Below are 20,197 nucleotides of genomic sequence, written 5' to 3' on the forward strand. Positions count from 1 at the left end.
AACAGATAGAGAAATGTGCTGCGCGGGCATGCCGCGCAATTGAGGCAGCTACCCGACTATTGCGGCGCGCTGGTCGCCGGCCGGCTAGTCCCGGTCGCTGCGTTGGCGGAGACGGGCTTGTAGTCCACCGCCGCGCCAAACTGCTTGATGGTAGCAAAGGGGACTTCACCCACCACCGTGAGCCAGAAATCGGCAATGCGGCGCACCATCACGTGCGTGGCCCCCTGCGAGATGAAGCCCTCACGGCGCGTGCGCTTCTCAGACACGGGCTCGATAAACAGCGACAACCCCGCCAGCCCGTCGCTGAACACGACCTGCTGCACCTCGAAGGCCGAGCCCCCCTTACCCGCCGGCGCAATGTCGCCCAACGGACGGCGAACTTCACGAATCTTCTGGAAGCCCTTAATGGGGATGCCAATCGTCCAGCCCTGGTCCGCCAGATTGATCGGCTGCGTGACGATCTCGTACTGATTCCAACCGCTCACGTTCTTAAACGCAGAAACGATCTTCTGCTTGTCCGACGGCACGCCCAGCGCGACCTGCGAGAACGCAACCTGTTCAAGCACCTTGCCATCTTCATCGATGGTCTGGGCACGCATCAGCAGACCACTGCTGCGCTCCGCCCAGATGCGGTAGGCATAACGGAAGCCATCCTTGGGGTCCAGCTGGAAGACCTCGCAATCCATGCCGGCCACACGCTCGGCGGGCAGATGGCGCATGTCGTACTGGTCGAGCACTTCGCCATTCGTCGTCGCGAGCAGCGCGGGGAAACTATCCTTGTGCTCCTGCTTCTCGGTCACAACGAGTTTGACGTCGTAGATCAAGTTCCGGACGACGTCGTTCTGACGCAGCATTTCGCGCTGCTTACCGTCGAGCGTCTCGATACGCTCGTACTCGTTGTTGAACAGATCAGCGTAGTGCTGGATGCGTGTGGAGTGCATGCCGGTGCCACGCTGATACGTCAGCGTGCCGACATAGTTCTGCTTGAGGGCCGCGCGGTGGATCTTGGTCAGCCAGGAAGCGGCTTCCTTGCGCGGCATGGGATCGGGCTGCGGCTGTGCAGCCGTCGCCAGCGCCGAAACACACAGGAGAAGAAAAACAGACCGGCGAACGGCCAGCAACTTGCGGGCGCCTGCCCCAGCAACGGGGTGCCACACCTTCGACATGGATACCCGCATTATTCCTGATTGGAGTCCTGGGTGTTTGCCACCCCATTGGCCACTGCTCGCAGATACGGAACCACCATGCCATTGGTGGCGGATTGACGGTGCGCACTCAGGTATTCATCCAGACGCGCATCGCGAATCATTGGCGTCGCGTCGGCAGCAGCCACGGTCACCGCTTGTACACCGGCACCCTGCGCGGCCTTTGCGACCAGTGCCGGCGAACCGTCAGCGCCATCAACTGGGCCACGTAGTTGCGGCACGACGACCCAGCTAACGGCCGCCACCGCCGCTGCCACAGCAGTCGACGGCATGATCCGGCGGACCCAGGCCGGGCTAACGAGGAAACGGTGCCTCTCTTGCGCTTTCACTCGCTGCGCCACAGTGGGCACGAGCAAATGCGGTTCAGCCTCAAGCTTGGCCGAGAACCGACTAAGAAAATCCTCGGACGAACGTGCGTGCAGCAGCTCTTCCGACCGAAGCGCATCGCCGATCAGCTGATACTCGCGCCAGTGCACCGCACCGTCGCCATCCTTGGCGAGTTCTACGGCCGACGACACCTCGTGCACCGCAACTTCACCGTCCATCAAGGCGGAGATGCGCTGCGCGAACTCCGCTTCTGTCGTCTGCATTTGAGCCTGACCCATTTCCCAACCCCAAAAACTCCAACGTCCAATCAACGATCCGAGAGAAGACTTCCCGAGGTTTCACCGTTTGCGACCAATTCCAACTCCGGCCGCCGGTTTTTCATATCGGCTGGCTACCACCGTTTGCCCTCAACCGTTCCCAGCAGGGGGCGCAATTTCTCGGCAATCGCTTCGCGCGCCCGGAAAATTCGTGAACGGACCGTTCCGATCGGGCACTCCATCGCTTCGGCGATTTCCTCATAGCTCAGACCCTCGATCTCCCGAAGGGTGATTGCGGTTCGCAATTCCTCGGGCAGCGCTTCCATTGCACGGTTGACCGTTTCGGCCACCTGCTTGGTATGCAGCATGGAGTCCGGCGTATTGATATCCCTTAGTAGCTCACCGTCGGCAAAAGTTTCAGCCTCTTCGGTGTCGATATCGCTCGACGATTCCGGGCGCCGGCCCTGGGTCGCCAGGTAATTCTTGGCCGTATTGACGGCGATGCGATACAGCCACGTATAGAACGCGGACTCCCCCCGGAATTGGGGCAGCGCACGGTAGGCCTTGATAAAGGCATCCTGTGCCACATCCTCGACTTCGGCTGCGTCACGGATCAAACGCGAAACGAGGCGGATGATCTTCCGGTGGTATTTGACCACTAGGAGTTCAAACGCCCGCTTGTCGCCTTGCTGGACGCGCTCGACGAGGATCTGGTCGGCTTCGCGTTCACTCACGGATTCTTCACCTGCAGTGTATCGCCTTGAATTTTTATGACTTGGGAACGTTGTATTTTGCCTACGGCACACGAGACGCCAGCAGCGGCGGGCCGAGACGGAACAGACTTCTTAGTCGGCGCAGTTGCCCCGCGGCAAACCACGGCGACATCAGCACGACTATCTGTGGGCACCATCCGCCATGTGCAACCCCGAGGATCAGAATTCGCTCACCAACAGGACATGCCCATAACAGCGGCGCGGCCCGAAACGCCTGAGGCATCTGTAGCCTGACTTGCCAGCGTGGTTGCCCAGGCTCGCCATTCCCTTTGAGACGCGCCCGCCACATCAGTTCCATGGCAAGCGGCGAACGATTGATCAACAGAGGCATGGCAGCCGCAATCGTCAGCACCCCGAGCACGAACCACGTCACTGCCGGGAGGGCAAAGCCCCATGCGACGATCAACCAGAACAAGGCAATGCTGAGCAGACCTACAGTGCCGAGCCGACCGACTAGGCATACGCGCCGATATGAAGCCGGGAAGGTGATGTGTTCGACAACCAAGGTGAAAATGACAGCGGCGCGGACCTTCAGGCCACGCGCCGCGTTTGTCTTACGGACGCTTGAACACCAGCGTGCCGTTTGTACCGCCAAAACCGAAGTTGTTCTTCACGGCCACGTCGATCTTCATGTCACGCGCGGTGTTCGCGCAGTAATCGAGATCGCACTCGGGGTCTTGGTTGAAGATGTTGATGGTCGGCGGCGACACCTGATGGTGCAACGCCAGCACCGTAAACACCGACTCCAGACCACCGGCACCACCCAGCAAGTGGCCGGTCATGGACTTGGTGGAGTTCACCACCACCTTGCCGGCGTGCTCGCCGAAGGCAGCCTTGATGGCGTCGGATTCGTTCTTGTCGCCCAGCGGCGTGGACGTACCGTGGGCGTTCAGGTACTGGACCTGATCGGTATTCACGCCGGCATCGCGCAGCGCGTTCAGCATGCAGCGGCGCGGGCCGTCCATGTTCGGCGCCGTCATGTGGTACGCGTCACCGCTCATGCCGAAACCGATCAACTCCGCGTAGATCTTGGCGCCGCGGGCTTTGGCAGACTCGTATTCCTCGAGCACCATGACGCCGGCGCCCTCGCCCAGCACAAAGCCATCTCGGTCCTTGTCCCAGGGGCGGGATGCAGTGGCCGGATCATCATTGCGCGTGGACAGCGCACGCGCCGCGGCAAAGCCGCCGATGCCCAGCGGCGAAATGGTCGACTCGGCACCGCCAGCGACCATGGCGTCGGCATCGCCCGCCTGAATCAGACGCGCAGCCAGACCGATGCTGTGCAGACCCGTCGTACAAGCCGTCACGGCGGCCAGGTTCGGGCCTTTCAGACCGTGCATGATGCTCAGGTGGCCCGAGATCATGTTGATAATCGAACCCGGCACGAAGAACGGCGAAATCCGACGCGGGCCGCGCTCTACCAAGGTAGCGTGGGTATCTTCGATCATTGGCAGACCGCCAATGCCAGAACCGACCAACACGCCGATGCGCTCGGCGTTGGCCTCGGTCACTTCCAGCCCGCTGTCCTTGAGCGCCTGCACCCCGGCGGCAATGCCGTAGTGGATGAAGGTATCCATGCTGCGGGCTTCCTTCGCCGGGATGTACTCCTCGACGTTGAAGCCCTTCACTTCACCAGCGAAGTGCACAGCCAGATTGGAATGATCGAATTTGGTGACGGTGGCGATCCCGGACTTGCCGGCGACCAGATTGGCCCACCCCTCGGCGACCGAGTTTCCTACCGGAGAAACCAGCCCAAGGCCGGTTACGACGACGCGACGACGGCTCACTATGCTTTCCTGCAACTCTGTATCAGCGACAAAGGCCACAGAAAGCGCGCCACCCGGTCAAACCGGATAACAGCCCTTTCTGTGGCCCGCGATGTCAAGAGATCGATTAACGCTTACGCCTTGACGTGGGCGGTTGCGTAGTCGATGGCTTGTTGCACCGTGGTGATCTTCTCGGCTTCCTCGTCCGGGATTTCCATGCCGAACTCGTCTTCCAGTGCCATCACCAGCTCAACCGTATCGAGCGAATCCGCGCCCAGATCGTTCACGAACGACGACTCGTTCTTGATGTCCGCTTCGGCCACGCCGAGTTGTTCCGCGACGATCTTCTTGACGCGTGCTTCGATGTTGTCCATTTAACCCTCCAGGGAAGTATTCGACAAAAAGTGCGCGCATTCTAGCAGGTTTGCGCGGCGAAAAACCGCGCCGAAATCCATGCAAAAAGTGCGCCCAACATGATGCTAAAAGCCAGTTAATTCAGCGATTTTGCACGATCTCGCGCATGCGCAAGGCCCTGCACAATCGCCGCCGGGACGGCTTCTTATCCCATGTACATGCCGCCGTTGACGTGCAACGTCGAGCCCGTAATGTAGCCTGCAGCCGGTGACGCCAAAAAGGCCACCGCGTTGCCGATATCTTCCGGTGCGCCTAGGCGGCCCAGCGGAATCTGCGCTTTCAGCGCGGTATGCTGCTCTTCCGACAGGACCTTCGTCATATCGGTATCGATAAAGCCCGGTGCAACGCAGTTGACGGTGATGTTGCGGCTGCCGATTTCTCGCGCCAGAGCCCGAGCCATGCCTTCCACGCCAGCCTTGGCCGCAGCGTAATTGGCTTGCCCCGGATTACCGGCCGAACCGACCACCGAGGTGATGTTGATGATGCGGCCGCCACGCGCCTTCATCATCGGGCGCAGCACCGCGCGCGACAGACGGAATACTGCCGACAAGTTAGTGTCGATGACCGACACCCACTCTTCGTCCTTCATGCGCATCGCCAGGTTGTCCTGCGTGATGCCGGCATTGTTGACGAGGATATTCAAACCGCCGTGCGTCTTGATGGTTTCGTCGATCACGGCTTCGCAACGCGCGGAATCATTCACGTTGAGCACGACGCCCGCGCCCTTCACGCCAGCTTCGGCGAAGTAGGCGGAGATAGCCTGTGCACCAGCTTCCGACGTGGCCGTACCGACCACCGTCGCGCCCTGGCGTGCCAGCTCCAATGCAATGGCACGGCCGATGCCGCGCGAAGCGCCGGTCACGAGCGCGACTTGATTGTTCAATGCTTGGGTCATGCGAATCCTGTTGATTATTTGAGTTGGCCCAGCACGGCTTCAAGCGTTGCCGGATCGAAAATCGCATCCCCAACGATGTCGCCATCGATACGCTTGGTCAGACCGGCCAACACCTTGCCCGGGCCACATTCAACCACACGCGTGATGCCATCAGCTTTCATCTTCTGGATGGTTTCAACCCAGCGCACCGGCGACGCTGCCTGGCGCACCAGCGCGTCCTTGATGGCAGCCGGATCGCTCACAACAGCCACATCCACGTTGTTGATGACGGGGATGACGGGCGTGCTGATCGTCACGTTGGCAAGGTATTCACGCAGGCGATCCGATGCCGGTTTCAGCAGCGACGAGTGGAACGGCGCCGACACCGGCAGCGGCAGTGCACGCTTGGCGCCCTTGGCCTTGGCGATCTCGCAGGCTTTTTCGACGGCAGCTTTTGCACCGGCAATCACCACCTGCGCCGGCGCGTTGAAGTTCACGGCTTCGACCACGCCAGCGGCCGACGCTTCAGCGCATGCTGCGCGCACATCATCGTCCGACAGACCAAGGATCGCGGCCATGCCACCCTCACCCACCGGCACAGCTTCCTGCATCGCCTTGGCGCGGAAGCGCACCAACGGCACCGCATCCTTGAAAGCGATGGCGCCAGCCGCCACCAACGCAGAATATTCGCCCAGGCTATGACCAGCCACGACGGTCGGGACCGGACCGCCCGCAGCCTGCCATGCGCGATAGACAGCAACGGCAGCCGTTAACATGACCGGTTGCGTGTTGGTGGTCAGATTCAGCTCTTCGGCCGGGCCTTCGGCGATCAGCTTGCCGATGTCCTGACCCAGCGCATCGGATGCCTCGGCCAGCGTGGCAGCTACGGCAGGATGATCAGCAAACGCGTTGAGCATGCCAACCGATTGGGAACCCTGACCGGGAAAGACGAAAGCGAATGTCATGGCGTATTTTCGTTCTGGAAATTCGTCGCTCAGAAGCGCAGCAGTGCCGCGCCCCACGTAAAGCCGCCGCCCACGCCCTCAAGCATCACGAGCTGACCGCGCTGAATACGTCCGTCGCGCACCGCCGCGTCGAGCGCCAGCGGAATCGAAGCGGCCGACGTGTTGCCGTGCTCATCCACGGTGACGACCATCCGGTCGTTGGACAGCCCCAGCTTCTTGGCGGTGCCTTGCATGATGCGGATGTTGGCCTGATGCGGGATCAGCCAGTCGACCTGCGAGGCATCGATCTCGGCGGCAGCCAGCGCTTCGCGCGCGACCTTGTCGAGCACGTTGACGGCCAACTTGAAGACGGCCTGGCCATCCATGTAGAGGAAGGCGCTGCCCTGAACCACGCCCGCGGCCACGTTGCCAGGCACGCAGAGGATGTTGGCGTGGCTGCCATCGGCATGCAAGGCGGTCGACAGGATGCCCGGCTCGTTAGACGCCTGCAGCACCACGGCACCGGCGCCATCGCCAAACAAGACGCACGTGGTGCGGTCGTTGAAATCGATGATGCGCGAGAAGACCTCCGAGCCGATCACCAGCACGTTGCGGTACGCGCCCGAGCGGATGAACTTGTCGGCGGTAGCCAGTGCGTACACGAAGCCCGAACACACGGCCTGCACGTCAAACGCGGCGCAGTGATTGGTGATGCCCAGCTTCTGCTGCACGAGGCATGCGGTGCTCGGGAACACGAAATCCGGAGTGGACGTGGCCACGAGGATCAGATCCAACTCCGAGCGATCGATGCCAGCCGCCTCGATTGCCCGTTCAGCCGCCTTCACAGCGAGGTCGCTGCATGCAACATCGGACTCGGCGAAATGGCGCGCGCGGATGCCGCTGCGCGAAACGATCCATTCATCGCTCGTCTCGATGCCTTTCTCGGCCAATTGCGCGGCCAACTCATCATTGGTGACGCGCTTGGGCGGCAGATAGCTGCCCGTGCCGATGATCCTTGCGTAACGTGTCATGTGCGGTGGGGTGAAATCTGACTCGGCAGCAACGCGTTCAAGCTGCGTCAGCGGCCGGAGTGGAAGTGGGGACTGGCGCAGCAACCGCCGCGTCGTGGTGCGATTCGAACGCCTGCGCAATGCGGGCGATCACGCCATTGGCGGCCGCGTCGTAGGCGCGCTTGATAGCCCATTCGAACGCATAAGCATCGGCCGAACCGTGGCTCTTGATGACCAGCCCGCGCAGGCCAAGCAGCGCGGCGCCATTGTAGCGCCGATGGTCCATGCGCCGCTTCAAGCTGACGATGACGGGCATCGCCACCATGGCCAGCAGCTTGGTGAACCAGGAGCGGCTAAATTCTTCGCGCAGCATCTCGCCGATCATCTTGGCGAGGCCCTCGGTACTCTTGAGCGCCACGTTGCCGACAAAACCGTCGCAGACAACGATGTCGGTCGTGCCCTTGAAGATGTCGTTGCCTTCAACGTTGCCGTAAAAGTTCAGGTCCGATGCCCGAAGCAACTCACCCGCCTGCTTGACGACTTCGTTGCCCTTGATGACCTCTTCGCCGATGTTAAGCAAGCCCACCGTCGGGCGCGGCTTATGCTCGACCACCGACACCATTGCCGAGGCCATCTGCGCAAATTGCAGCAGGTGCTCGGGTTCGCAGTCGGCATTGGCGCCAAGATCCAGCACCGTAGTCCCTGCGCCCTTCTCGTTCGGGATGGCAGTGGCGATGGCCGGACGATCGATGCCATCCAGCGTCTTGAGAACGTAACGCGACACGGCCATCAGCGCGCCGGTATTGCCGGCGGAAACGCACGCGTGGGCGGCGCCTTCTTTGACCTGATTGATGGCCACGCGCATCGAAGAATCTTTCTTCTTGCGCAGCGCGACCTCGACCGGATCGTCCATCGACACCACCTCAGAGGCGGAAACGACATGGACGCGAGGGTTCCCAGTAGCGCGGATTCGTTTGAGCTGCGCCGCGATGGCATCGGGCTGCCCGACGAGCAGCATCTCGACGTCGTCGTGCGCGGCAAGAAATTGGATCGCTGCAGGGATCGTCACGCCAACACCGTGATCGCCGCCCATGCAGTCGATGGCAAGCTTGATGGTCATGCGAGTCTGAGTTGCGGTTTCACGTGCGGCTCCAGCATTTTGCGCGCGTATGGTACACAAACCGGTACACGCATTGCCGGATTCTGATCAACAAAAAAGCGGCAATTTTGCTTGCCGCTTTTCTGCTTGCATCATGAACCTGTGTGTTCAGACCAACCCAACACGCTTGCCAGAGGACTGGCAAAACGCATCAGTCGTTCTTGGTCTTCACAACCTTGCGGCCGCGATAGTAGCCGTTCGGGCTCACGTGGTGACGCAGGTGCACTTCGCCGGTGGTCGGCTCGACAGCGATCGGGGCCGCCGTCAGGAAATCGTGCGAACGATGCATGCCGCGCTTGGACGGCGACTTCTTGTTTTGTTGAACAGCCATGACTGACTCCTAAGCAATTTGATCGATTTTATCACATCACACGGAGCCGGAGCGTAGCCATTCCGGTAGGCGTGTGAAACGTACTGCATGAATTCGCCACATCAGCGCGACAGGCGCGCGCTTAATGCTTGGTCTTCAGCGCAGCCAGCACCGCGAACGGCGACGGCTTTTTTTCAGCTTCAGCGGCTTCCGGCACGACCTCATCCGGGCAAACCGCATGACGCGGCGACACGGGCAACGCCAGCAGCAACTCGTCTTCAATCTGCGTGACCAGGTCGAAGCTGCGTGAGCCGACGATGACATCGGCTTCGTCGTCATCGAGCGGGACCGCATCGGCTTCCGCCTCTGAGCGCATCACCTCCAGGCGCGTACGCACCGGCAGGGGTTGCTCATAAGCCTTCAGGCACCGCTGGCACTGCAACCAGATTGCGCCATCCACTTCTAGTTCGACGAAGAGCCGCTGACGAGCCGATTGGGTTGCATCGGCCTCCTCACGCACCAAACCCTGCATTTGCCAACGGAACTGTGTATTGGCATCCGCCGGCGCATCGGCAGCCTGCTCGGCAAGCAGACGCGGCATGTCGGCCAAACTGACCGTGCCACTGACCTGCTCACCCGCCCGGATGAACGCGAAAAGATCGAATGTACGAAAATCCACGAATCGAACCTGCTGAACGCGTTATCTGACTTGGCGCTGTGTTGGTGCGCGAACCGGATAGACCGCCTGCAGCGACTGCCATCCCTTGCGCCTGAACGCCTGGTTTGCGACACTGCGCGGCCAAACCGCGAAACGCGGGATTATAGCGGGCAGAAACCTCTGGCGTCAAAAGGTTTTCGCTCAAAATCCACTGCATCTTCAAGCACTTATGACTTCTGCTTCGCGTCCGCCGCTGATTCTCGCCTCCAGTTCGCCGTATCGACGTGAATTGCTGGAGCGCCTGCGCCTGCCGTTCGAGATCGTAGTGCCAGACATCGATGAGACGCCCGCCCCCGGCGAATCGCCAGACCAGACCGCACTGCGCTTGGCCCGACAAAAGGCGGAAAAGGTCGCAGCCGGATACCCGGGGGCGCTGGTGATCGGCTCCGACCAAGTCGCCACGCTGGACGGCAAGCAGGTCGGCAAACCCGGCGACCACCCCCGCGCACTCGCGCAATTGCACTGGATGCGTGGCCGCACCGTCACATTTCATTCGGCGTTGTGCCTGTATGACGGGCGCTCCGGCCAGCATCAGAGTGAGGACATTCGCACGCTGGCCACGTTCCGCAACCTGTCGGACGAGGAGTTGGACGCTTACCTGCACCTGGAACACCCGTACGACGTGGCCGGCAGTGCCAAGTCAGAGGGCCTCGGTATCGCGCTGCTCGAACGCGTGGAATCGACAGACCCGACTGCGCTGGTGGGTCTACCCCTGATCGCGCTGACCAGCATGCTGCGCAACGCGCACTACCCGCTCTTCGTTTAAGCCATGGCCGGCACGCTCTACCTCATTCCCAATACGCTCGGCTTGCGCGATGCAGCCGACCCGCTGCCCGATGTGATTCCTGCGGGCGTTCAGCAGATCACGGCGCAGCTTGATTACTTTGTGGCCGAACACGCCAAAACGGCCCGCGCACTGCTCAAGAAGCTGGGCGAAACCACGCCGCTGGCGCGCCCGCTGCAGGAAATCACCATCCGCGAGCTGAACGTCAAGACGCCGGATTCAGAGCTGGAAGCCCTGCTGGCGCCGGTCGTTGCGGGGCAGGACGCGGGGTTGATGTCGGAAGCTGGCGTGCCGGCAGTCGCCGATCCGGGCGCGAATCTCGTGCGCCTTGCACATCGGCACGGCGTGCGGGTGAAGCCGCTGGTTGGGCCGAGCTCGATCTTGCTGGCAGTGATGGCGTCGGGCCTGAACGGCCAGAGTTTTGCGTTCAACGGCTATCTGCCGGTGGACGCAGCGGAGCGCAAAACCAAGCTGCGCGCGCTGGAACAGCTCTCGCGTTCGGCGGGACAAACTCAGGTGTTCATCGAAACGCCCTACCGCAACGGCGCTCTGCTGGAAGCCATCCAGGCCGGTTGCGCGCCCGGCACGCTGCTGTCGATTGCGGTAGACCTGACGCTGCCCAGTGAGCAGGTGGTGACGCTGCCCGTGAACGAGTGGCGCGCCGACCGCATGGATCTGCACAAACGGCCGGCCATTTTCTCGTTGCTGGCGAGATAAGCGCGTTATTCCTTCATCAAGAGTTTGAGCTGGCCGGTGTCGGCCAGCGCCTTGATCGCGCCCGCCCCCATCGCCGTGCCCAGCTTGCGTGCCACGCGCGAGGCAAAGTTTTCCTTCACGGTGTAATCGACCACGTCGGGTGCCTTGATGACGCTGCGCGCAACAAAATCTGCGCTACCGACGGCGTCCGCCAACCCCAGATCCACCGCCTTGGCGCCCGTCCAGAACAACCCGGTAAAGAGCGTCGGATCGTCCTTCAGGCGGTTGCCGCGGCCTTGCTTGACCACATCGATGAACTGCTGATGCACCTGGTCAAGCATTTCCTGCGCAAACTGCTTCTGCTGCGGCGACACAGGTGAGAACGGATCGAGCATCCCCTTGTTCGAGCCGGCGGTCAGCAGGCGGCGCTCCACGCCCACCTTGTCCATCAGCCCGGTAAAACCGAAGCCATCCATCAGCACGCCGATCGAGCCGACAATGCTGGCCTTGTCGATATAGATCTTGTCGGCGGCAGCGGCCACGTAATAACCACCCGACGCGCACATCTCTTCCACCACCACGTAAAGCGGAATGGTCTTGTACTTGGCCCGGAGACGACGGATTTCGTCGTTGATCATGCCCGCCTGCACCGGCGAGCCGCCAGGCGAATTGATCTTCAGGATCACGCCAACCGTGTTGCTGTCCGCAAACGCAGCCTGCAGCGAGGCATTGATGTTTTCCGCGCTGGCGTTCGTATTCGCGGCGATCTCGCCATCGAGCGCAACCACGGCAGTGTGACGCCCGGTGCTGACGGTTTCCCCCTCGAACGTAGCGAAGGCATAGAAAATCAGCCCAACAATGGCCAGTGACACGAAGCGGAAGAAAATGCGCCAGCGACGCGCGGCACGTTGCTCGCGAACGGTCGCCATGAGCACCTTTTCGAGCACCTCACGCTCCCAGCCACCCGCCTGAGCGGATGCCGTCGAGGCCTTCGGAGATGCCGGCTTGCCTGCCGCCGGGTCGCGCAATTCGGCTTCGAGCGGGTGATCGGCGTGCTGCGTGACTTCCAGTGCTTCGGGCTTGTCGTCGCCGTGCTTGGGTGCGTCTTCAGGGCCTTTCGGCGGAATCGAGTCGGTCATAGACGAGAGTAAAAACGATCGAAAAGAAGAACCACGCCGTCAAGCCGACGGGGCTGGCGCGCGGAACAGCGCATCGGGTTGCCACCAGACCGCGCCATCGCGCTCGGTGATATCCAGCTTCGACAAGTGTGCGCCTCGGCATGGGCCGCCCACACAGCGGCCGGTATCCGGCTCGTAAATGGCACCATGCGTTGCGCACATCAAATACAGCCCGGAGCTTTCAAAGAACTGGCCTTCCTGCCAGTCCATTTCCATCGGCACGTGCGCGCACTGGTTCAGATAGCCATGCACGTTGCCAGCGTAGCGAACGACAAAGGCGCTTACCGTGCGGCCGCGCACGTCCACGGAAAAGCGCACGCCAACGCCGCCATCTTCCAACGCGGCGCCCTCGCAAATGCGAACCACTTCCGCCATATCAGGCATGTTGCAACAACCAGTCATGCAGATCCGGCACCGACTTGGCCGAATACAGGGGCGCAAGCGCCTGCAGCACGTCAGCCGGATGCGCGCCGTAAGTGACGGCCACGCCCGCCGCGCCCGCATTGGCAGCCATCTGCAGATCGTGCGTGGTATCGCCAATCATCAGCGTGCGCTCGACGTCCATACCAAGGTCACGCGTGAGTTCGAGCAGCATGGCCGGGTGCGGCTTGGAAAACGTTTCATCCGCGCAGCGCGTGTTATCGAACACGCCCGTCAGCCCGGTCGCCTCCATCGCACGCTGCAGACCAATGCGCGACTTGCCCGTCGCCACCGCCAGCAGGTAGTTTTCGCGGCGCAGCGCGTCCAGCATGTCGCGCACGCCCGGAAACAGCACCAGTTGCGAATCGCGGCTCAGGTAGTGGAAGCGATAGCGTTCAGCCAGCTTGCCGTAATCGGCGGGATCCAGCGTCGGAACCGCGTATTCGAGCGCATCCCGGAGGCCCAGGCCGATCACATGGCTGGCGCGCGTATCGTCCGGCACGGGCAGATCGAGATCCCGGCACGCCAACTGGATCGACCGGGTAATGGCCGACGTCGAATCCATCAACGTGCCATCCCAGTCGAAGACGATCAGATCAAAGCGCTGCTGCGGCATCGGAATCGGGGCTTTCGGTTGGGAAGGCTTTCAGAAACGCAGCGCATTCAGCGGGCAAGGGCGCGCTGAACGTAACCGTCTCACCGCTTTGCGGATGGGTCAGCTGCAAGCGATGCGCATGCAGGAACATCCGCCCCAGCCGAGGCGAGGCGTTTGCGCGCGAAAGCGACTTGTTCAGCGCGAAATCGCCGTATTTGTCGTCACCGAGAATGGGAAAACCGGCATGTGCCAGATGGACGCGAATCTGGTGCGTGCGCCCGGTCTTCAACTCGGCTTCAAGCAACGTGTACGGCCCGAACACACCCACCTTGTTGAAAATCGTGTGGGAGGCCTGCCCATCCGCTTGCACGCGCACGCGGCGCTCGCCCTCCGGCGTGGTGAACTTGTGCAGCGGCGCTTTGATGTGCTGACGCTGATGGGGCCAGACGCCCTTCACCGCGGCAAAGTAGCGTTTATCGAGCTGCCCTTCGCGAATCTGCTCATGCAGGGCCACGAGCGCAGAGCGCTTCTTCGCGAGCAGGAGCACACCGGAGGTTTCCCGGTCCAGCCGGTGCACCAATTCCAGGAACTTGGCTTCCGGACGGGACTGGCGCAACTGTTCGATCACCCCGAACGCAACCCCCGATCCGCCATGCACCGCCACGCCCGCCGGTTTATCGATGACCAGCAGATGCGTATCTTCGTGGAGGATCGTAAATTCAGCGGCCGGCACGGCGCGCGGCGCTTCCGCCTGCTGCGCAATTCGAAGCGGCGGAATGCGCACCAGATCACCCAGCTTAAGGCGATATTCCGCGTCGATGCGGCCTTTATTCACCCGCACCTCGCCGGAACGCAGGATGCGGTAGATATGGCTCTTGGGCACACCTTTGGCCAGTCGCATCAGGAAATTGTCGATGCGCTGGCCCTCAGCGTCCTCGCCAATCTCGACATAGGCGACGGATTTTCCGTCGAGTGCGTCGCGCACGGCTTCTTGAATGCGGCCATCAAATGGATGGCGTAACTCATTCATTTTCAATATAATTTTCTCGCTGGACAGTCGTACAAGCGCCAGCAAGAGCCGGTCGGGACGAAACAACAGGTATTGTACACAGCCACCGTTTTCGTCTGGAATCGTCCGGAACGTGCCGATGTCTCGCCCACTTGTGTTACAAAGCTAAACACGTGGCCGACTCGATCGGCACGAAAGCAGCACGCACCGCTGTCCCTCTCTGCAAGACGCGAACCAAAGATCACGTCGGCAACGTCGGCCAGCGTAGAACGAGCAGCTGGTAGAACAGAATTCAAAAGCGGGCGCCACATGGTCATCCATACGGCGCCCGCTTGGTGAAAGAAGCCCTTGCCGCACCAAAGTTGGTGCCGGCCGGCTGGATATCCGGTTACCGCGTTGCCATGGCGGTCCGGCGGCAAAACTCCAACAAGCAGCATGCCGCCCGATCTGCCCGCCGCGGGTTTCGTCCGGACAGGCCGTCCGTCAATTCGCTCTTTGTGGTCGCTTCACGCGACTCGCCGCCGCCGGTCCGCCGCCCGTACAACGAACGCGCTGACCCGTGGCACGAGTGACAGGACGTGCAATACAGCGAAACGCGGCGCTAACCGCGCCCGCAACTCCCGCCCTGGCATCCCTGATGACGCGTGTAATGCCCTCATTTCTTTCGCCCGTGCCCCGTCGCGCCGTATCTGTATCGGCCGATACCCTGGCAATTCGTTGACCACCCGCTCCGCCTTCGCGTGCTCCATGAAGCGCCGTGCTTGCACGGCATTGGAGTGAGGTTGCAATGAAACGCATGTTGTTCAATGCGACGCAGCAAGAAGAATTGCGCGTCGCAATTGTCGACGGTCAGAAGCTGATCGACATCGACATCGAAACCGCCGGGCGCGAACAGCGCAAAGGCAATATCTACAAGGGTGTCATCACCCGCATCGAACCGTCGCTGGAAGCGTGCTTCGTCAACTACGGCGAAGAGCGGCACGGTTTTCTCCCCTTCAAGGAAGTCGCCCGCGCCTACTTCAAGGAAGGTGTGGACGTGCGCAATGCGCGCATTCAGGATGCGCTGCGCGAAGGCCAGGAACTGATCGTCCAAGTTGAGAAGGAAGAGCGCGGCAACAAGGGCGCAGCCCTGACCACGTTCATCTCGCTGGCCGGCCGCTACCTAGTGCTGATGCCGAACAACCCGCGTGGCGGTGGCGTGTCGCGCCGCATCGAGGGCGAAGACCGCCAGGAACTGCGCGAAACCATGGCGCAACTGGAAGTGCCGGACGGCATGAGCATCATCGCCCGCACCGCCGGCATCGGCCGCTCGGCTGAAGAGCTGCAGTGGGACTTGAACTACCTGATGCAGCTGTGGAAGGCCGTTGATGGCGCTGCCGTCGACAACAAGGCCCCGCTGCTGATCTACCTCGAATCCAGCCTGGTGATCCGCGCGATCCGCGATTACTTCCAGCCGGATATCGGTGAAATCCTGATCGATACGGACGATATCTACGATCAGGCCCGCGCCTTCATGAGCGTGGTGATGCCCGACAACATGAATCGGGTGAAGAAATACCGCGACGATGTTCCCCTGTTCTCGCGCTTCCAGATCGAACACCAGATTGAATCGGCGTACTCGCGCATGGTGATGCTGCCCTCGGGCGGCGCCATCGTGATCGACCACACCGAGGCGCTGGTCGCCATCGACGTGAACTCGGCACGCGCCACCAAGGGCGCCGACATCGAGGAAACCGCCGCGCGCACCAACCTCGAAGCCGCCGACGAAATCGCCCGCCAGCTCCGCCTGCGCGACCTGGGCGGCCTGATCGTGATCGACTTCATCGACATGGAGTCGAGCAAGGCCCAGAAGGACGTCGAAACCCGCCTGAAAGACGCGCTGCGCCACGACCGCGCCCGCGTGCAGATGGGCAAGATCAGCCGCTTCGGCCTGATGGAACTGTCGCGCCAGCGCCTGCGTCCGTCGCTGTCGGAAGGCTCGCACGTCACCTGCCCGCGCTGTAACGGCACGGGCCACATCCGCGATACCGAATCGTCCGCCCTGCAGGTGCTGCGCATCATCCAGGAAGAGGCGATGAAGGAAAACACCGCCGCGATCCACTGCCAAGTGCCGGTGGAAGTGGCTGCGTTCCTGCTCAACGAGAAGCGCCCGGACATCAACCTGATCGAGACGCGATTCAAGGTCAATGTGCTGCTGATCCCGAACAAGCATCTGGAGACGCCGCACTACAAGCTGGAGCGCCTGCGCCACGACGATCCGCGTCTGGACGACACCAAGGCCAGCTACAAGATGGCCGAAGAGGCCGCCAAGGAACTGGAAGCCGACACCGCCTACAGCACCCGCAAGGAAGCTGCCAAGCCGCGCCAGGAAGCGGCCGTCAAGGGCATCACGCCGGAACAACCGGCCCCCGTGTCGGTGCCGCGCGCCGAGCGCCCGCCCCGTACCGAGGCCGCAGCCCCTGCCCCGCAAGCGCCGGCTCCGGTGCCAGCTCAGGGTGGTTTTGTTTCGTGGCTGAAGTCGCTGTTTGGCGGCAAGCCGGCTGAGCCGGTGGTCGCCGCGCCTGCCGAAGCGCCGAAGCAACGTGCGGAAGATGGCAACCGCCGTGATCGTGGCAATCGCCAAGACCGCGGCGGCCGTGGCCAACGTGGTGAGCGCGGCGACCGTGGCGAGCGCCAAGGTCAAGGTCAGAGCGGCCGCGACGGCAACCGCCAAGGCCGCGACCGTAACGAAGCCCGTGATGGCCAGCAATCGGGCCAGCAACAAGGCCAACGCGAAGGTCAGCGCGACAACCAACGCGGCAACCGCGATCGCAATCGCCAGCCTCAGGTCGAAGGCGCTGCCCGCGAGACGGCAGAAGCCCGTCAACCGGCACAAGGTCAGGAACCGCGCGCTGAAGGCCAAAATCAGGGCCAAGGCCGCCGCGAACGCAACCAGGAACGCCGTGAGCGCCAACCGCGTGAGGGTCGTGAACCCCGCGAGGCCCGCGAACCGCGCGAGCCGCGTGAACCCCGCGAGCGCGATCAGCAAGCCAAGGAAGCCGCAGCCGCGGCGACCGAAAGCCTGCTCGACCCGACTGCTGCACCGCAAGTGCCGCAACCGCTGCTCGACACCGCTGCCCCGGCAGAAGGCGTGACGCCGGGCACAGAAGGTAACGGCGAGGGTGAAGAACGCCGCCGCCGTGGTCGCCGTGGTCGCAACCGCTATCGTCGTGACCGCGAAGGTGCGGAAGGCGTGCGTGCGGAAGGTGAAGCTGAAGACGCCGAAAGCACGGAAGACGCCGTTGCCGAAGTGCATGCTGCGCCGGAAGGTGGTCAGCCTGCCGAGCCTGCGCTGCACACGACTGTGACGGAGCCGGTGCAGACGGCATCGTTCGCGCCGATCGAGCCAGTGGCTCCGGTGGTGCACGAGCCCGTGCCCACGACGGAAGCCGTGGCACCCGTCTCCGCCCTGCCCGCTGTGCATCCGACCGAACCGGTAGCCGCCCCCGCACCTGCCGCCGTGGAAGTGGCCGAGGTGCCTGAAGTGGCCATCGTGACGGCCTTTGCTGAAGTGCCGGCCCCGGTCAGCACGGTGGCACAGGCATCGCCGTTGCCGATCGAGACGCTGCAAAGCGTGCTGGACAACGCTGGCATGACGTGGGTTCACACGGATTCGCAGAAGCTGGAAGCCGCGCAAGCCGAGGCCGCCCGCGCCGTCACGCCGCCGCGCGTACCGCGTGAGCGCAAGCCGCTGCCGCCGGTCCAGCAAGGCCCGATGGTTCTGGTCGAGACCAGCCGTCCGGCAGGTGGCGCAGACCAGCAATAAGGCATCAGTGATGTTCCCAGCAGGCAACTGCTGGCACATTGAAGGGGCGGCTTCGGCCGCCCTTTTTCCTGTGCGCGACACGCGGGGCCTGAACTGTGCTCCGCGCTTCAAACAGGGGCTGCGCTACACTCGACCTTGTATCGAGCGCAACCGTCCCGCCCCGTGGACTGACGCGCCGCACCGCACCATGACCGAAACCGTCATCCCCATCTATGACCTGCGTGATGGTCAGCACTATCGCGCCACGGTGCCCGCCGTGCCGGACACGCTCGTCCCCGCGCAGGGCTGGCTGGCCGATACGCGCGGCCGCCGCCTGCACGATCTGCGTATCTCGGTGACGGACCGCTGCAACTTCCGCTGCGTCTATTGCATGCCGAAGGATGTGTTCGACAAGGACTACCGGTTCCTGCGGCACTCCGAGCTGCTGTCGTTCGAAGAGATCGAGCGCATGGCGCGGCTGTTCATCGAGCACGGTGTCGAAAAGATCCGCCTGACTGGCGGCGAGCCGCTACTGCGCAAGAACATCGAACGCCTGGTGGAAATGCTGGCGCGCCTGACCACGGCTGACGGCAAACCGCTGGATATCACGCTCACCACCAATGGCGCCCTGCTCGCACGCAAGGCGCAGTCGCTCAAGGACGCCGGCCTCAGCCGTATCACCGTCAGCCTGGACGGCATCGACGATACGACCTTCCGCCGCATGAACGACGTCGACTTTGCCGTCAGCGAGGTGTTGAACGGCATCGAAGTCGCGCAACAGGTCGGGCTGGCGCCGATCAAGGTCAACATGGTCGTCAAAAAAGGCGATAACGATGACCAGATCGTGCCGATGGCACGCCACTTCCGGGGCAGCGGCATCATCGTGCGCTTTATCGAATACATGGACGTGGGCACCACCAACCACTGGGACATGCGCTCCGTGGTGCCGTCGGCGGAGGTGATCCAACGTCTGTCGACCGAGTTTGCGCTGGAACCGCTGAACGCCAACTACAACGGCGAAACCGCCGAGCGCTGGCGCTACGTAGATGGCGCGGGCGAGATCGGCGTGATCTCCAGCGTCACGCAGGCGTTCTGCCACGAGTGCACCCGCGCGCGACTGTCAACGGAAGGCAAGCTGTATCTCTGCTTGTTCGCCACCGAGGGTTTTGACCTGCGCGCTCTGCTGCGAGGCGGCGCGAGCGACATCGAACTGTCCAATGCCATCCGCACGATCTGGCAGGGTCGCGCCGACCGCTACTCCGAACTGCGCGCCAGCGGACAGGCACCCGCCTCGGCCGGGCGACGTATCGAAATGTCCTACATCGGCGGCTGACGGCCGGCCGTTTCACTTCACATGATTTCCACATCCGACATTACCGGCCTGATCCTGGCCGGCGGCCGGGGTAGCCGTATGGGCGGCGTCGACAAGGGCCTGCAAACGTTCCGCGGCGCGCCGATGGCGATGCATACGCTGATGCGCTTGTCGCCGCAGGTCGATCACATGCTCATCAACGCCAATCGCAACCTGGCTGCGTACGAATCGTTCGGGGTGCCGGTGGTGGTGGATTCCGTACCGGATTTTGCGGGGCCGCTGGCGGGCATCCTGGCGGGGTTGGAGCAATGTCAGACGCGCTATCTACTGACGGCCCCGTGCGATTCGCCATTCGTGCCGACCGACCTGGCCGCCAAGCTGGCCCACGCGTTGGAAGACGCCGACGCGCGCATCGCCATGCCCGTCACGATGGAGCCGGATGCGCAGGCTCAACCGCGCCGGCAAGTGCAACCGGTATTCTGTCTGATCGATGCGCGGCTGGCCGATGACCTCACCGCCTACCTGCAAGGCGGTGGGCGCAAGATTGAAACCTGGACCGCCCGCCACGCCACGGTAGACGTCCTGTTTGACGACAGCGCCGCCTTCGCCAATATCAACACGCTGGCAGAACTTCATACGCTGGCCGAGCGCCGCTAGTGCGC

The 20,197-nt window shown here is 62.5% G+C and carries 21 protein-coding genes; 5 read left to right on the forward strand and 16 right to left on the reverse strand.

All coding sequences use genetic code 11. The features are described from left to right. Window positions 1–56: 56 nt before the first annotated feature. From ACS7SF_RS03135 to ACS7SF_RS03190, 12 genes are all read right to left on the reverse strand, one after another. Window positions 57–1,166 carry a MucB/RseB C-terminal domain-containing protein gene (locus tag ACS7SF_RS03135; protein WP_439891644.1) on the reverse strand — a complete coding sequence of 370 codons (1,110 nt, stop codon included), beginning with the start codon at window positions 1,164–1,166 and terminating at the stop codon, window positions 57–59. An 11-nt stretch (window positions 1,167–1,177) separates the two neighbouring features. Further along, window positions 1,178–1,810 carry a sigma-E factor negative regulatory protein gene (locus tag ACS7SF_RS03140; protein ID WP_439891645.1) on the reverse strand — a complete coding sequence of 211 codons (633 nt, stop codon included), beginning with the start codon at window positions 1,808–1,810 and terminating at the stop codon, window positions 1,178–1,180. A 113-nt stretch (window positions 1,811–1,923) separates the two neighbouring features. Continuing rightward, window positions 1,924–2,523 carry an RNA polymerase sigma factor RpoE gene (gene rpoE, locus ACS7SF_RS03145; protein ID WP_426393999.1) on the reverse strand — a complete coding sequence of 200 codons (600 nt, stop codon included), beginning with the start codon at window positions 2,521–2,523 and terminating at the stop codon, window positions 1,924–1,926. A 61-nt stretch (window positions 2,524–2,584) separates the two neighbouring features. Continuing rightward, window positions 2,585–2,977, reverse strand: a complete 393-nt coding sequence (locus ACS7SF_RS03150; RefSeq protein WP_439891646.1) for a hypothetical protein — start codon at window positions 2,975–2,977, stop codon at window positions 2,585–2,587. A 139-nt stretch (window positions 2,978–3,116) separates the two neighbouring features. Beyond that, entirely contained in the window at window positions 3,117–4,349 is a 1,233-nt protein-coding gene (gene fabF / locus ACS7SF_RS03155; RefSeq protein WP_439891647.1) for a beta-ketoacyl-ACP synthase II, read from the reverse strand. Between the two features lie 113 nt (window positions 4,350–4,462). Beyond that, entirely contained in the window at window positions 4,463–4,702 is a 240-nt protein-coding gene (gene acpP / locus ACS7SF_RS03160) for an acyl carrier protein (RefSeq protein WP_199030069.1), read from the reverse strand. Window positions 4,703–4,887: 185 nt separating this feature from the next. Continuing rightward, complete coding sequence (gene fabG / locus ACS7SF_RS03165) at window positions 4,888–5,637, reverse strand: 3-oxoacyl-ACP reductase FabG (RefSeq protein WP_439891648.1); 750 nt, start codon at window positions 5,635–5,637, stop codon at window positions 4,888–4,890. A gap of 14 nt (window positions 5,638–5,651) precedes the next feature. After that, a complete protein-coding gene (gene fabD / locus ACS7SF_RS03170; protein WP_439891649.1) occupies window positions 5,652–6,581 on the reverse strand; it encodes an ACP S-malonyltransferase in 930 nt (309 codons plus the stop codon). 29 nt (window positions 6,582–6,610) lie between these two features. Then, window positions 6,611–7,591 (reverse strand): beta-ketoacyl-ACP synthase III, encoded by a 981-nt coding sequence (locus ACS7SF_RS03175; protein ID WP_439891650.1) that lies wholly within the window; start codon window positions 7,589–7,591, stop codon window positions 6,611–6,613. 37 nt (window positions 7,592–7,628) lie between these two features. Further along, complete coding sequence (plsX, locus tag ACS7SF_RS03180; protein ID WP_439891651.1) at window positions 7,629–8,690, reverse strand: phosphate acyltransferase PlsX; 1,062 nt, start codon at window positions 8,688–8,690, stop codon at window positions 7,629–7,631. A 190-nt stretch (window positions 8,691–8,880) separates the two neighbouring features. Then, a complete protein-coding gene (gene rpmF, locus ACS7SF_RS03185; protein ID WP_009238536.1) occupies window positions 8,881–9,060 on the reverse strand; it encodes a 50S ribosomal protein L32 in 180 nt (59 codons plus the stop codon). A 121-nt stretch (window positions 9,061–9,181) separates the two neighbouring features. Beyond that, entirely contained in the window at window positions 9,182–9,718 is a 537-nt protein-coding gene (locus ACS7SF_RS03190; RefSeq protein ID WP_439891652.1) for a YceD family protein, read from the reverse strand. A gap of 208 nt (window positions 9,719–9,926) precedes the next feature. Here ACS7SF_RS03190 and ACS7SF_RS03195 point away from each other — a divergent pair, with 208 nt between their 5' ends. After that, window positions 9,927–10,523, forward strand: coding sequence for a Maf-like protein (locus ACS7SF_RS03195; RefSeq protein ID WP_439891653.1), 597 nt, complete (start codon window positions 9,927–9,929; stop codon window positions 10,521–10,523). A gap of 3 nt (window positions 10,524–10,526) precedes the next feature. After that, complete coding sequence (locus ACS7SF_RS03200; protein WP_439891654.1) at window positions 10,527–11,258, forward strand: SAM-dependent methyltransferase; 732 nt, start codon at window positions 10,527–10,529, stop codon at window positions 11,256–11,258. Window positions 11,259–11,263: 5 nt separating this feature from the next. Here ACS7SF_RS03200 and ACS7SF_RS03205 read toward each other — a convergent pair whose 3' ends face one another. From ACS7SF_RS03205 to ACS7SF_RS03220, 4 genes are read right to left on the reverse strand one after another with little or no spacing between them, the layout of a single operon-like run. Beyond that, window positions 11,264–12,376, reverse strand: a complete 1,113-nt coding sequence (locus tag ACS7SF_RS03205) for a S49 family peptidase (protein WP_439891655.1) — start codon at window positions 12,374–12,376, stop codon at window positions 11,264–11,266. Window positions 12,377–12,415: 39 nt separating this feature from the next. Beyond that, window positions 12,416–12,799, reverse strand: a complete 384-nt coding sequence (locus ACS7SF_RS03210; protein WP_439891656.1) for a Rieske (2Fe-2S) protein — start codon at window positions 12,797–12,799, stop codon at window positions 12,416–12,418. Beyond that, window positions 12,792–13,451 (reverse strand): HAD-IIIA family hydrolase, encoded by a 660-nt coding sequence (locus ACS7SF_RS03215; RefSeq protein ID WP_439891657.1) that lies wholly within the window; start codon window positions 13,449–13,451, stop codon window positions 12,792–12,794. Before ACS7SF_RS03215 ends, ACS7SF_RS03210 begins: the two co-directional genes overlap by 8 nt. Beyond that, complete coding sequence (locus ACS7SF_RS03220) at window positions 13,432–14,460, reverse strand: RluA family pseudouridine synthase (RefSeq protein ID WP_439892680.1); 1,029 nt, start codon at window positions 14,458–14,460, stop codon at window positions 13,432–13,434. The genes ACS7SF_RS03215 and ACS7SF_RS03220 overlap by 20 nt, the downstream gene beginning before the upstream one ends. Window positions 14,461–15,226: 766 nt before the next feature. Here ACS7SF_RS03220 and ACS7SF_RS03225 point away from each other — a divergent pair. The 3 genes from ACS7SF_RS03225 (at window position 15,227) to mobA (ending at window position 20,192) form a co-directional block, all read left to right on the forward strand. Further along, entirely contained in the window at window positions 15,227–18,244 is a 3,018-nt protein-coding gene (locus tag ACS7SF_RS03225) for an Rne/Rng family ribonuclease (protein WP_439891658.1), read from the forward strand. A gap of 187 nt (window positions 18,245–18,431) precedes the next feature. Further along, a complete protein-coding gene (gene moaA / locus ACS7SF_RS03230) occupies window positions 18,432–19,556 on the forward strand; it encodes a GTP 3',8-cyclase MoaA (RefSeq protein WP_439891659.1) in 1,125 nt (374 codons plus the stop codon). A 21-nt stretch (window positions 19,557–19,577) separates the two neighbouring features. After that, on the forward strand, window positions 19,578–20,192 hold the full coding sequence (gene mobA / locus ACS7SF_RS03235) for a molybdenum cofactor guanylyltransferase MobA (RefSeq protein WP_439891660.1): 615 nt from the start codon (window positions 19,578–19,580) through the stop codon (window positions 20,190–20,192). The last annotated feature ends 5 nt before the right edge of the window (window positions 20,193–20,197 follow it).

It is taken from the genome of Ralstonia sp. 25C, assembly GCF_051904805.1.
Classification (GTDB): Bacteria; Pseudomonadota; Gammaproteobacteria; order Burkholderiales; family Burkholderiaceae; genus Ralstonia.